This is a genomic window from Burkholderia sp. FERM BP-3421, from assembly GCF_028657905.1.
Lineage (GTDB): Bacteria > Pseudomonadota > Gammaproteobacteria > Burkholderiales > Burkholderiaceae > Burkholderia.
In genome coordinates this window covers 2,247,325-2,261,334 of record NZ_CP117781.1, presented here as the reverse complement: position 1 = coordinate 2,261,334, position 14,010 = coordinate 2,247,325, and the positions used below count along the sequence as shown (strand labels likewise).

Annotated in this window: 7 protein-coding genes; 6 read left to right on the top strand and 1 reads right to left on the bottom strand. The window is 65.4% G+C overall.

The window, feature by feature from the left end:
• The first annotated feature begins 27 nt into the window (after positions 1-27).
• The 4 genes from Bsp3421_RS12825 to sctC all read left to right on the top strand — a co-directional run bounded on the left by Bsp3421_RS12825 (position 28) and on the right by sctC (position 4,671).
• Entirely contained in the window at positions 28-579 is a 552-nt protein-coding gene (locus Bsp3421_RS12825) for a type 4 pilus major pilin (protein ID WP_273996328.1), read from the top strand.
• Between the two features lie 30 nt (positions 580-609).
• Positions 610-1,092 carry a type IV pilus biogenesis protein PilM gene (gene pilM, locus Bsp3421_RS12820; RefSeq protein WP_273996326.1) on the top strand — a complete coding sequence of 161 codons (483 nt, stop codon included), beginning with the start codon at positions 610-612 and terminating at the stop codon, positions 1,090-1,092.
• A complete protein-coding gene (locus Bsp3421_RS12815; RefSeq protein ID WP_273996325.1) occupies positions 1,092-2,759 on the top strand; it encodes a PulJ/GspJ family protein in 1,668 nt (555 codons plus the stop codon). Before pilM ends, Bsp3421_RS12815 begins: the two co-directional genes overlap by 1 nt.
• Before the next feature lie 109 nt (positions 2,760-2,868).
• Positions 2,869-4,671: a type III secretion system outer membrane ring subunit SctC gene (gene sctC, locus Bsp3421_RS12810; protein ID WP_273996324.1), complete on the top strand. Its 1,803-nt coding sequence runs from the start codon at positions 2,869-2,871 to the stop codon at positions 4,669-4,671.
• Positions 4,672-4,904: 233 nt separating this feature from the next.
• On the opposite strand, the gene Bsp3421_RS12805 is transcribed toward sctC, so the two are convergent.
• A complete protein-coding gene (locus tag Bsp3421_RS12805) occupies positions 4,905-5,735 on the bottom strand; it encodes a lectin OAA family protein (RefSeq protein ID WP_273996323.1) in 831 nt (276 codons plus the stop codon).
• A 742-nt stretch (positions 5,736-6,477) separates the two neighbouring features.
• On the opposite strand from Bsp3421_RS12805, the gene Bsp3421_RS12800 reads away from it, so the two are divergent.
• Positions 6,478-7,053, top strand: coding sequence for a hypothetical protein (locus Bsp3421_RS12800; RefSeq protein WP_273996322.1), 576 nt, complete (start codon positions 6,478-6,480; stop codon positions 7,051-7,053).
• Positions 7,054-7,072: 19 nt separating this feature from the next.
• Entirely contained in the window at positions 7,073-13,966 is a 6,894-nt protein-coding gene (locus tag Bsp3421_RS12795; RefSeq protein ID WP_273996321.1) for a beta strand repeat-containing protein, read from the top strand.
• Positions 13,967-14,010: the final 44 nt, after the last annotated feature.

Below are 14,010 nucleotides of genomic sequence, written 5' to 3'. Positions count from 1 at the left end.
GCATTTTTGGAAACCAGGAGAACCAACGTGAAAGAACTCGCCGCACCCGCCGCCTTTCGGCATGAGCCGGCTTTTTGCCGCCGTCACCACAAGCAGCGTGGCGCGTCGCTGCTGGAAAGCATCGCGTATCTCGGCGTGGCCGCGATCGTGATCGTCGGCGCGATCGCGCTGTTGGGGTCGGCGTTTTCGAGTGCGAATACGAATAAGTTGACGCAGGAGCTGAATGCGATCCAGACGGGGACGCGGAAGCTTTATATGGGGCAGATGAATGACTATGGGAAGGTGCCGATGAACGCGAATTTGATCGCGGCAAAGGTGTTTCCGGGAACGTTGACGCCGGCTGCGCAAAACGTGGTTTCGAACACATGGGGCGGGACCGTCACCGTAACCGGAGTGGGACAGACTTTCACGGTGGTCTATACGAAAGTGCCACGGGACGTGTGCATCAATACGCTGACTGCAGGTGGAAACTGGCAGTCTGCATCGATTGGTACAAAAGCATTGCCTTATCCAGTTTCACCCGATGATGCGACAGCGAACTGTACCGATAACGCGACTGTTACCTGGACGTCGAACTAACACGGCAGTACTGCTCAAACAGCCGCACCCATGTACGCCCTCGCCATCGTCCTGATCCTCGCCGCGCTCGGCGGCGTCTACACGACGCTGCACGGCGACGATTCCACATCGTTGCCGCCGCAGCAAGTCGCGCAGGCGCTCGCCGAGAATCTCGCCGTGTACCGACAGGCGACGCTCGACTATGCGCGCCAGCATCCCGGCACGAACCGTGCGGTCAGCAATGCCCAGCTGACGCCGCTGTTTCCCGCGTGGTATCGGACCGCGAACCCGCTCTGGCGCAACTATGTAGCGGATCGCACCGTGGTCACCTACGCGGCGGCGCGCCCACCCGTGAACATCGTCGGCGAGATCGAAACACTCGCACAGGGTTCGCTGTTCGCAGGGCAGGCATACCGGGGCGCGGTCGTGCACTCGGGCTTCACGAATGGAACCCTGCCGGCGAACGGCGTACCGCTGCCGGCCGGCGTGACGATCGCCGACGGCCTGCCGGTCTGGATGGGACAAGCATACTGATGCGATATGGAATGATGCGTCGCCGCGCGCGCGGCTTCACGCTGATCGAGGTGCTGGGCGCGCTCGCGGTGGCGGCGATGATGCTGATCGGCATCGCCGCGATGATGGACACGTCGATCGACGACGTGCGCGCTCAGCAGGCCGCGAAGTACCAGGAACAGGTAACGGGCGCCGTGACCCGCGCGCTGAAGCGCGACTACGACGCATGGATGCAGAAGGCCGGCACGCAGACGCCGGTGGTCATGCCGTTCGCCGATTTGCAGACGAATGGCGATCTGCCGCAATCATTGCAGTTGAAGAACGCCTTTGGCCAGTCGACCTGCGTACTGGTCAAGAAGTCGGCGAACGGCAAGGGGCTCGATGCGCTCGTCGTGACAACCGGCGGCGAAGCAATCCGGGACGTCGACCTGGGCCCCATCGCGGCCGGCTCCGGCGCGGGCGGCGGTTCGATCGCGGCATCCAATCCCGCCGAGGCGCGCGGCGCCTACGGCAACTGGATCATCAATCTCGCGACCTACCTGGGCGGCGGGACGCCAGGCTGCGGCCGGCCCGGCCCGGGCCACCTGGCGAACGAAATCTTCTTCAACGGCCCGGGACAGCAGATCAACAGTGACTATCTGTACCGCGTCGGCGTTGGCGGCCATCCGGAAGCGAACGCGATGCAGGTGCCGATCTGGCTGTCGGGCACGATCCAGCTCGATCGCGCCGACCCGGCCAATTGCGGGACGGCGAGCGGCTTCATGAACGGCAAGATCGCGGCGGACCTGAACGGCAACGTGGCAAGCTGCCGCAATGGCTACTGGCGAGGCGCGGGCGGCCACTGGAAGGAGCCGGTGGCGAGTGCAAGCCAACTGCCGAATGACGCGAGCAACGAACGTGGCGACGTGCGCCTGACGCTCGATTTCTACCGCGCGTATTCCTGGACCGGCGCGGGCTGGCAAGCGCTCGCGGTCGACCAGAAGGGCAACCTGATCGTCCCCGGCATCATCGCGGCGAACATGCTGGAGATCACGGGGCAGGTCGTGGTGAACACCTCGTGCTCGCCGGATCCCGATCCTGCCCGGAAGAACGCCGGTCAGGTGTCGATGGGCGCGGACGGCCAGCTGCTCACCTGCCAGGACGGCAAATGGCTGCCGCAGTCCGGCATCAAGATCGGCAGCACCGACAAAAGCTGCTCGATCCTCATGGTCACCTATGGCGCGAGCGACTTCTCCTGCCCGGATGTCTTCACCGGCCCCTATACGTCTCCCTACGTATCGCATTCCGAAGACGGCACCTACACCTACGTCATCGAACGCCCGGTGACACTCAACAACAACGGCCTGATCTCCGTGAGCGCGTATATGCACATGGCCTACGCGCTCTGCAACAAGACGGGCCGGCAGGGGCAGATGCGCCTCATCGTCCAGATCGTCGACAAGCGCAACAACGCGGTCATCGCGAGCAACGAGGCGCAGTCGACGAAGCTGATCGACGATTCGTCGACGATCAACGTCACGCTGAACCAGGCGGCCGAGCCGGGGAACGGCTACAAGGTCGTGCTGTCGAGCAACTGGGCGACGTACGACCAGGACGCGACGCCGTGGCAATCCACCTACTGCAACAGCAAGAGGACGTTCCTGCAAACGCCGCTCGTCACCGGCTGGACCATCAATTCGTTCTATTGAACGGCGCTTCGCCGCGCGCGCCACCCTGCGTGCGCGGCTGCGGTCTACTGCGAGGGTTCCTATCACAGAGCGTCGGCCCGCCGGCCGCGCCCGCCCTCCGGACCGACCCATGAAGGCCAAGATTCCCGTTTTGCTGTCCCTGCTCGCCGCGCTCGCGAGCGCGCCCGCCGACGCCGCGCCGGTACGCTGGCGCAGCCCCGAGATCCAGTACGCGGCGGAAGGCAAGGACGTGAAGGACGTGCTGCGCGACTTCGCCGCGAGCCAGAACATCGCCGCGAACATCGCGCCCGACGTGAGCGGCGTCGTGAGCGGCAAGATGAAGATGCCGCCGCAGAAATTCCTCGAAACGCTCGCCTCCTCGTTCGGCTTCGTCTGGTACTTCGACGGCACGGTGCTGTACGTCACGCCCGCGAACAGCATGAAGAGCACGCTGCTCAAGCTCGACCATGCGACCACCGGCGACCTGCGCGACCTGCTCGAACAGATGAAGGTGGCCGACCCGCGCTACCCGATCGCCTACAGCCCGCAGCAGCGCACCGCGCTTGTCGCGGGGCCGCCGCGCTATGTCGAACTGGTGTCGAGCGTCGCCGCGCGGCTCGATGAGAACGCCGTCCGCACGGGCGGCGCGGTGATCCGCGTGTTTTCGCTGAAGCACGCATGGGCCGCCGATCGCGACGTGAGCGTCGACGGCAAGACCGTGTCGATGCCGGGCGTCGCCTCGCTGCTGAACCACATGTACCACCCCGAGAGCGGCAAGTCCGGCTCGCAGACCACGGTCGGCCGGCCGATCGGCCGCGCCGCGCCCATGACCGATCTCGGCGGCGGACAAAGCGGCGGGACGCCTTTGCCGCCGCTGCCGCCTTCCATGCAGGCGGGCGCGGGCTCGGGCGGCGACCCGCGCGCGTCCGGCGGCTTCGCGGCCATGCTCGCGGGCGTGGGCAACGCGCGCGCGGCGGCCGAGCTGCCGCCGGGCGCGCCGGCCGGTGACCCGGGCGGCGGCGCGGGCGCGCCGGCCAACACCGGCGGCCCGTCGGAACTGCCGGTGATCCAGGCGGACCCGCGCACCAATTCGATCCTCGTGCGCGACTTGCCGGAGCGGATGTCGCAGTATCCGGACCTGATCACGCTGCTCGACGTGAAGCCCCGCCTGATCGAGATCGAGGCGCACATCATCGAGATCGACGAGGGCGCGCTGCGCCAGCTCGGCATCGACTGGCGCGCGCACAACAGCCACCTCGACATCCAGACCGGCACCGGCACGACCGCGCAGAACAGCTACGCGAACGGCTCGCTGAATCCGACCTTCGGCTCGATCTCGCTGTCGGGCAGCGGCAGCGGGGGCGGCGCGAGCGTGGGGGCGACGCCGCTCGGCCTGTCGCTGACCGCCGTGCTCGGCGACGCCGGGCGCTACCTGCTGACCCGCATCAACGCGCTCGAATCGACCAATCAGGCGCGCACCGACGCGAGCCCGAAGGTGACGACGCTCGACAACATCGAGGCGGTGATGGACAACAAGACCCAGTTCTTCGTGCGGGTGGCGGGGTATACGTCGGCGGATCTGTACGGGATCTCGACGGGGGTATCGCTGCGCGTGCTGCCGATGGTGATCGAGGAAGGCGGGCGCACGCAGATCAAGCTCGACGTGCGGATCGTGGACGGCGAGCTGTCGTCGCGCACCGTCGACAACATTCCGGTGATCAATTCGAGCGAGATCAGCACGCAGGCCTTCATCGAGCAGGGGCAGGCGCTGCTGATCGCGGGCTACAAGGTCGATTCGCGTTCGAGCATGCTGGCCGGCGTGCCGCTGCTGTCGAAACTGCCGCTCATCGGCGCGCTGTTCCGCTCGACGGACAAGCAGGATAGCCACACCGAGCGGCTGTTTCTGGTGTCGCCGCGGGTGATCGAGCCGTGATTGAACGTGGTGATGACATCGTGCCCGCGCGCAACGGGCAGCGGTCCCGACGATCCGGAACGGCGATGCGCGCCGGTCGGGCGGACAAGCCGACGCAGAGAGGCGCGGCAAGGATGGAACATGCGGCGGCGCGCCGCCGCATGACGAAGCGCGGGCTTTCCGCGGCGTCCCGCCCGCCGCGGCGCGCGGCGGGCGGGACCTTCCTCCCGGCGCGGTGAGGCGCCGGGACGCGCTTACTGCGTCAAGGCCGTGGCGCGGAAGGCGATCGGGCCTTCGCCGCTGTAGGTCATGCTGCCGTGGAACGTCTTGCCGCCGTCGCCGGAGGTGATGTAAAGCTCCACGACCTGCTGGCCCGCGCGGCAGCCGAGCAGCCAGGTGCCGCCCGGCTGCCACGGCGCGGACGTGCCGCCCCACTGGTTCTGGACCGCGTAGTTGTTGCCGGTGGCCAGGGTTCCCTTGAAGCCGATCGGGCCTTCGCCGGCATAGGTCATGTTGCCGTTCAGCGTCTTGCCGTTGTCGGTCGACCCGATGCTCACCGCGACGGCGGCCTGGTCGCGTGCGCCGATCACCCAGACGCCGCCGTTATGCCATTGCGCGGCTGATCCGCCCCACTGGTTCTCGACCGCGTAGACGCCGCCGTCGGCCTGCTGGCTCTTGAAGCCGATGGGGCCTTCGCCGGCATAGGTCATGGAGCCCGCGAGCGTGACGCCCTTGTCGCCGGACTCGATGTTGAGCGCGACCACGTTCTGGTTGGTGCGGCCGCCGATGACCCACGTGCCGCCCGGATGCCAGGGCGCCGTGTTGCCTCCCCACTGGTTCTCGACCTGGTAGGTGTTGCTTTGCGTGAGCGTCGCGCGGAAGCCGATCTTGCCTTCGCCGGCATAGGTCATGGTGCCGGTGAACGTGCGTCCGCCGTCTCCGGACTTGATGTCGAGCGCCACGACGTTCTGGCCGGAGCGGCATCCGAGCACCCACATGCCGCCTTCGTTCCACGACGCCGATGCGCCGCCCCATTGGTTCTGCACGTGTTGAAGATTGTTGAAACCCTTGCTGGTATTGGCCATTTTTATTCTCCATGGATAGTGCGGCTAGCGTGGGAAGTCAGCCCACGTGCAAAGAACGATCCCGCGCACGGTTGCCGTTGTCGCGCGACACATGGCCTCCGGACGACGGCGGCCGGTGATCGCGGAATCGCTCGGACGATCGAGTCGCATTGCGTCGGCGGTTCGCGCCGATCAGGCGCTGGGTGCGAAGGGCCGCGCGACTCGCCCATGAAAACTAGAGTGCGATAGCAATCCTAACAACTACTAGAACATGTAGGCATGCGATCTATCTTGATGTGAGTCACATCCGCCGATGCGCATGGCGTGAAAGCGGTCCGTTCGAACCGGTTCCCCGATGGATGTAGAGGAAACCTCGACGATTGAACCGGTCCACAGCGCTGCGGTCATCCGATCTGTCGTGCGGATGGCAATGACGCGAGGCGCGTGCGGTCCCACGCGATTGTCGCGTCGAATGACAAACGGAACGGCCATCGTTGACCGGATCGGGCATTGGGTTATTCCGCTTGCTCAGCAATAAGAAACCCTTGAACCAATCAGTCGCATAAATCGATATTTGGTAATATGCCGTAACGAGCGAGATCGCAGGGAAATCCGTAATAAAAATGTAATTGTCCGTTTTTATTAGACCAGCCCGAATAGACGCCTATTCCCGATGAGACCTTGGTTTGCCACGCCAAATGCGCTGCGTTCAGCCCGCGCGCGGCATTTTTTCCTTATGCGGTGGATATTGGCGAAATTCTTCATGACACAGCGCTTGCGTCCGCTCGTCATCGCCGCGCTCGTGCTGTCGGCATGCCATGTTCCGCACCTGAACGCGGAGACGATCTATCAGCCGCGCGGCGATGCGAAGGCGCCGTGGACGCCCGCCTCGGGCGAATCGCTGCAAGCGCCTTTCTGGATCAGGCTCGACGCCGATGTCGCGGGCAGCCGGCACATCATTCCCGATTTCGTCGCGAACGGAATCTCCACCATGAAGCTCGCGTTCTCCTATCCGGACGATGCCCGGCGCGTTCGCGGGCTGGATGCGATCGGCTGCGGCGCGGACGCGGCGCGCCGCAGCAGCCCGGTGCCGTTGCGCGTGCGCGTGTATGCACTGGGCGCGCGCACGCCGACGTTGATCAGCGATACCCATGAAACGCAATCGATTTGCGAGGGTTGGAGCCGGCTCGACGTCGATGTCATTCTCGGCGAACTGAATGGGCTCGTCGATGGCCGGCATTACGCCATCGTGCTCGATACGCTCGTGCGCCACCCCGAATTCAAGGCCGAAGGGGTTGGCGTGTATTTCCTGTTGTCGCGTTCTCACCATTCCAAATAATCAAAAATAGGATTGCTGCATGACATATTCCATCACCATCCATATGTCCGCGCCCATGACCCGGGAGTCGAATGGCGCGGCATCGCCGACCGGACACATGTGGTATTCGATCGACGACGGCAGCGGCAAGGATCCCGCTTCGTTCGGCTTTGCTCCGAGCGACGATTACAACGGCCAGCCGTTCGCGCCGGGGAAGGTGTACCGCAACGACAACAGCACCTATCTCGACGAGAACGCGACGACGGGCGGCCCGAGCATCGTGACCAAGACCTACACGATCAGCGCGGACCAGTACGGCACGCTGCTCGCATACGGCAGCGAGCCGGGCAAGTTCGGTTTCGATGCGAACACCTACAACGGCCTGTCGAACAACTGCATCAACTTCACCTGGACCGCGCTGCAGGCCGCCGGCATGAATCCGACCGGCTACCAGGGCACGTCGCTGCCGATCCTGAATCCGAAGGACGTCGAGTACAACATGAGCGTCGTGAACTTCGCGAACCAGTTCATCGACGACCAGCAGACCCGCATCGATTTCGAGAAAGTGCTGCTCGCGACCTACGGCACGAGCCAGGCCGCCTGGAACGTGCTCGATCGCAGCTTCAACCAGATGATGTCGGACCTGAGCAGGGAAGCCGTCGCCGCGCACATGACGCTGGGCGAGTACATCAAGTCGCAGTTCTCGGATCGGCTGAGCGCGGCCGAGAAGGTGCTGAAGCAGACAGGCATGAAGCTGGAGGATCTGGTGCGCGGCGCGACGCCGGACATGAGCGGGCTGATCTCCCGTTTACAGGAGATGTTCCATTCCGCGTTGCAGCCGATGGACCCGCTCGTGCTCGACCTGTCCGGCAACGGCGTGAAGACGATCGGGATCGGCGCGGGCGTGCACTTCGACTACAACGGCACGGGCTTCGCGCAGCAGACCGCCTGGGTGACGCCCGACGAGGGCATCCTCGTGTGGGACAAGAACGGCGACGGCCAGATCGTCGGCAATGAGTTGATCGGCAACGCCGGCACCAATACGGCCGCGGCGGCCGACGCCGGATTCACGGCGCTCGGGTCGCTCGATGCGAACGGCGACGGCGTGATCGACGCCAAGGACGCGGCCTACAACCAGCTGCGCGTGTGGGTCGATGCGAACAGCGACGGCAAGGTCGAGACGGGCGAACTGAAGACGCTCGCGGAACTGGGCATCACGTCGGTCTCGCTCGCCCATACCGGCGAGAACGTGAAGGATGCGAACGGCAACCTGCACCTCGCGATCGGTTCGTTCACGACCGCGGACGGCCGCACGCATACGATGGAGGACGTCTGGCTGAACGTCGACACCGCGCGCACCGTCAATCTCACGAACGTCCCCGTCAGCGCCGCGATCGCCGCGCTGCCCGACGTGCCGGGCTTCGGCAACGTGCACAGCCTGCGCGCCGCGATGGCGCTCGACGCGAGCGGCCAGCTGCAGTCGCTGGTCCAGGCGTTCCTGGGCACGAAGGACCCGGCGCAGCGCACGCAGATCCTGACCACGCTGCTGTACACCTGGGCCGGCGTCGCGCAGCACGATCCGGACGGTCGCGACAACAACATCTATCACCACGTGATCGACGCGCGCAAGATCGAGACGCTCGAAGCGTTCCTCGGCCAGCGTTACGCGGTCAACTACGGACAGGGCGCGGACCCGAACCCGCGTCACGCGGGCGCGGACCTGCTGTCGTCCGCGTTCGACCAGCTGTCCCAGGCCGTCGCGGCGCAGCTGCTCGCCCAGACCGAGCTGAAGGACCTGTATGCGCAGGTGCGGGTGTCGGTCGGCGCCAATGGCCTGCCGCAGGTCGATGTGTCGGCGCTGGTGGCGTCGCTGAAGCAGGCCTGTGCGCAGGACCCGGCGGGCTTCGCCACGCTGATCGGCGATCTCGGCAATGCGCTGAAGAACGACGACGCATGGGGCAGCGCGGTGCGCACGGCCCTGACGTCGCAGGGTGACTGGAACCAGCCGGGATTCCCGCGCGCGCTGGCGGGGCTGGGCGCGAACGTGATCGTCGCGGATGCGGCGCATCTGTCCGTGAGCGGCCGCAACGGTGTCGACAACCTGCTCGTCGGCATCGCCGGGGCCGCGCTGCAGGCGGGGTCCGGCGACGACACGCTGGTGGCGGGCGCGGGGGACGAGACCCTGGCGGCCGGCGCGGGGCGCAATACCTTCGTGCTGTCGGAGACGATCGGCAAGGTGACGCTGGTGGAAGCTTGGAAGACGGGCGGCCGCAACCAGGATACGGTGCGGATCGGCGCGGGGCTGTCGAGCGCGCAGACGCGGGTGCTGCGTGATACGTCGAATAATCTCGTGCTGGCGTTCGGCGGCGAGCGGCAACTGACGATCCGCGGCTATTTCTCGAGCGCGTCGAACCAGCCGACGATCGCGTTCGCGGACGGCGCGACCTGGGATTACACGTCGGTGACCGACCGGCTGGTGTTCACGGACCTCAGCGCAGGCAACCAGTACTTGAGCGGCTTGCAGGGCGTGAACAACCGGATCGTCGGCGCGACGGGCGACACCCTCAATGCCGGCAACCTGAACGACACGATCACGGCGGCCAGGAACAACACGCTGAACGCCGGCGCGGGTATCGATACGTTCATCGTCAGCAAGGGATTGGGGCTGGTGACGCTGAACGAGACGCCGAACAAGACGGGCGGCGCGAACCAGGATGTCGTGCAACTGGGCGCGGGCATCACGGCGGCGGGCACGCAGGTCACGCGCGACTTGCAGAACAACCTGATCCTGAGCTTCGGCGACGGCGACCAGCTGAAGATCACCGGCTACTTCAGCCAGGCAGCGAGCCGGCCGGCGATCGTGTTCGCCGACGGCACGAACTGGAACTACGCGACGGTCACGGATCAACTGGTGTTCACGGATACGAGCGCGGGCAACCAGTACCTGAACGGTTTGCAGGGCGTGAACAACCGGATCGTCGGGGCGGCGGGCGATACCCTCAGCGCCGGCAACCTGAACGATACGATCACGGCGGGCAAGGGCAATACGCTGAACGCAGGGGTGGGCGTCGATACGTTCATCGTCGGCAAGGGCCTGGGGCTGGTGACGCTCAACGAGGTGCCGAACAAGTCGGTCGGAGAAAATCATGACGTGGTGCAGCTGGGCGCGGGCATCGCGGCGGCGGGCACGCAGGTCACGCGCGACTTGCAGAACAACCTGATCCTGAACTTCGGCGACGGCGACAAGCTGAAGATCACCAGCTACTTCAGCCAGGCAGCGAGCCGGCCGGCGATCGTGTTCGCCGACGGCACGAACTGGAACTACGCGACGGTCACGGATCAACTGGTGTTCACGGATACTAGCGCGGGCAACCAGTATCTGAACGGTTTGCAGGGCGTGAACAACCGGATCGTCGGGGCGGCGGGCGACACCCTCAACGCGGGCAACCTGAACGACACGATCACGGCGGGCAGGAACAATACGCTGAATGCCGGAGTGGGTATCGATACGTTCATCGTCGGCAAGGGCCTGGGGCAGGTGGTGTTGAACGAGACGTCGAGCAAGTCGGGCGGCGAGAACCAGGATGTCGTGCAACTGGGCGCGGGCATCACGGCGGCGGGCACGCAGATCACGCGCGACTTGCAGAACAACCTGATCCTGGGCTTCGGCGACGGCGACCAGCTGAAGATCACCAGCTACTTCAGCCAGAGCGCGAACCGGCCGGCGATCGTGTTCGCCGACGGCACGAACTGGAACTACGCGACGATCACGGACCAATTGGTGTTCACGGATACGAGCGCGGGCAACCAGTACCTGAACGGTTTGCAGGGCGTGAACAACCGGATCGTCGGGGCGGCGGGCGACACCCTCAACGCCGGCAACCTGAACGACACGATCACGGCGGGCAGGAACAACACGCTGAATGCCGGCGCGGGCATCGATACGTTCGTCGTCAACAAGGGCCTGGGACTGGTGACGCTGAACGAAACGTCGGGCAAGTCGGGCGGCGAGAACCAGGATGTCGTGCAACTGGGCGCGGGCATCACGGCGGAGGCGACGCAGATCACGCGCGACTTGCAGAACAACCTGATCCTGAGCTTCGGCGACGGCGATCAGCTGAAGATCACCGGCTACTTCAGCCAGAGCGCGAACCGGCCGGCGATCGTGTTCGCAGACGGCACGAACTGGAACTACGCGACGATCACGGACCAACTGGTGTTCACGGATACGAGCGCGGGCAACCAGTACCTGAACGGTTTGCAGGGCGTGAACAACCGGATCGTCGGGGCGGCGGGCGACACCCTCAACGCCGGCAACCTGAACGACACGATCACGGCGGGCAGGAACAATACGCTGAACGCCGGCGCGGGTATCGATACGTTCATCGTCAACAAGGGCCTGGGACTGGTGACGCTGAACGAGACGTCGAGCAAGTCGGGCGGCGAGAACCAGGATGTCGTGCAGCTGGGCGCGGGCATCACGGCGGCGGGCACGCAGATCACGCGCGACTTGCAGAACAACCTGATCCTGGGCTTCGGCGGCGGCGACCAGCTGAAGATCACCAACTACTTCGGCCAGAGCGTGAACCGGCCGGCGATCGTGTTCGCAGACGGTACGAACTGGGACTATCTGTCGATGACCGATCAACTGGTGTTCACGGATACGAGCGCGGGCAACCAGTACCTGAACGGTTTGCAGGGCGTGAACAATCGGATCGTCGGGGCGGCGGGCGACACCCTCAACGCGGGCAACCTGAACGACACGATCACGGCGGGCAGGAACAACACGCTGAATGCCGGCGCGGGCATCGATACGTTTGTCATCGGCAAGGGCCTGGGAACGGTCGTGCTGAACGAATCGTCGAGCAAGTCCGGAGGGGCGAACCGCGACGTGGTGCAGCTGGGCGCGGGCATCGCGGCGGCGGGCACGCAGGTCACGCGCGATTTGCAGAACAACCTGATCCTGGGCTTCGGCGACGGCGACCAGCTGAAGATCACCAACTACTTCAGCCAGGCGTCGAGCCGGCCGAAGCTGGTGTTCGCGGATGGCACGAGCTGGAACTACACGTCGGTGACGGACCGGTTGGTGTTCACGGATACGAGCGCGGGCAACCAGTCTCTGAGCGGCCTGCAAGGCGTGAACAACCGGATCGTCGGGGCGGCGGGCGACACCCTCAATGCCGGCAACCTGAACGACACGATCACGGCGGGCAGGAACAACACGCTGAATGCCGGCGCGGGCGTCGATACGTTCATCATCAACAAGGGCCTGGGGCAGGTGACGCTCAACGAGACGTCGAGCAAGTCGGGCGGCGCGAACCAGGATGTCGTGCAGTTGGGCGCGGGCATCACGGCGGCGGGCACGCAAATCACGCGCGATTTGCAGAACAACCTGATCCTGGGCTTCGGCGGCGGCGACCAGCTGAAGATCACCAACTACTTCAGCCAGGCGTCGAGCCGGCCGAAGCTGGTGTTCGCGGACGGCGCGAACTGGAGCTACGCGACGATCACGGACCAACTGGTGTTTACGGATACGAGCGCAGGCAACCAGTACCTGAACGGTTTGCAGGGCGTGAACAACCGGATCGTCGGCGCGGCGGGCGACACCCTCAACGCCGGCAACCTGAACGATACGATCACGGCGGGCAGGAACAATACGTTGAATGCCGGCGCGGGCGTCGATACGTTCATCGTCAACAAGGGATTGGGACTGGTGACGCTGAACGAAACGTCGAGCAAGTCGGGCGGCGCGAACCAGGATGTCGTGCAGCTGGGCGCGGGCATCACGGCCGCCGGCACGCAGATCGCGCGCGATCTGCAGAACAACCTGATCCTGAGCTTCGGCGGCGGCGACCAGTTGAAGATCACCAACTACTTCAGCCAGGCGTCGAGCCGGCCGAAGCTGGTGTTCGCGGATGGCACGAACTGGAGCTACGCGACGATCGCGGATCAACTGGTGTTCACGGACACGGGCGCGGGCAACCAGTACCTGAACGGCCTGCAAGGCGTGAACAACCGGATCGTCGGCGCGGCGGGCGACACCCTCAACGCGGGCAACCTGAACGACACGATCACGGCGGGCAGGAACAATACGCTGAATGCGGGGGCGGGCGTCGATACGTTCATCGTCGGCAAGGGCCTGGGGCAGGTGGTGTTGAACGAGACGTCAAGCAAGTCGGGCGGCGTGAACCAGGACGTGGTGCAGCTGGGCGCGGGCATCGCGGCGGAGGCGACGCAGATCACGCGCGACTTGCAGAACAACCTGATCCTGGGCTTCGGCGGCGGCGATCAGCTGAAGATCACCGGCTACTTCAGCCAGGGCGCGAACCGGCCGAAGCTGATGTTCGCGGACGGCACGAGCTGGAACTACGCGGCGGTGGCGGACCGGCTGGTGTTCACGGATACGAGCACGGGCAACCAGTATCTGAACGGTTTGCAGGGCGTGAACAACCGGATCGTCGGCGCGACGGGCGACACCATCAACGCGGGCAACCTCAACGACACGATCACGGTGGGCAGGAACAACACGCTGAACGCCGGCGCGGGCATCGACACGTTCATCGTGAATCCGGGCACCGGGCGCGTATCGTTGACGGAGACGCCCAGCAAGTCGGGCGGATTGAATCAGGACGTGGTGCGTTTCGGCAGCGGCGTCGCGAGCGACCAGCTGTGGCTGCGCCGCGTGGGCAACAACCTCGAAGTGGACGTGATCGGCACCACCGACGCGCTGACCCTGAACGGCTGGTACAGCGGCTCCGGCCACGTGCACACGCTCGAGGCCGGCGACGGCAAGGTGCTGAACGATACGCGCGTGGCGAATCTGGTCGATGCGATGGCGGCGTTCTCGCCGCCGCCGGCGGGGCAGACGAGCTTGCCGGCCGCCATCGCGCAGCAACTCGGGCCGGTGCTGGCGGCAAGCTGGCAGAAGCCCTGACGAAGCGGCCCGGGCGCGCGCGGGTCCGGCGGCCCGGGCGTCGA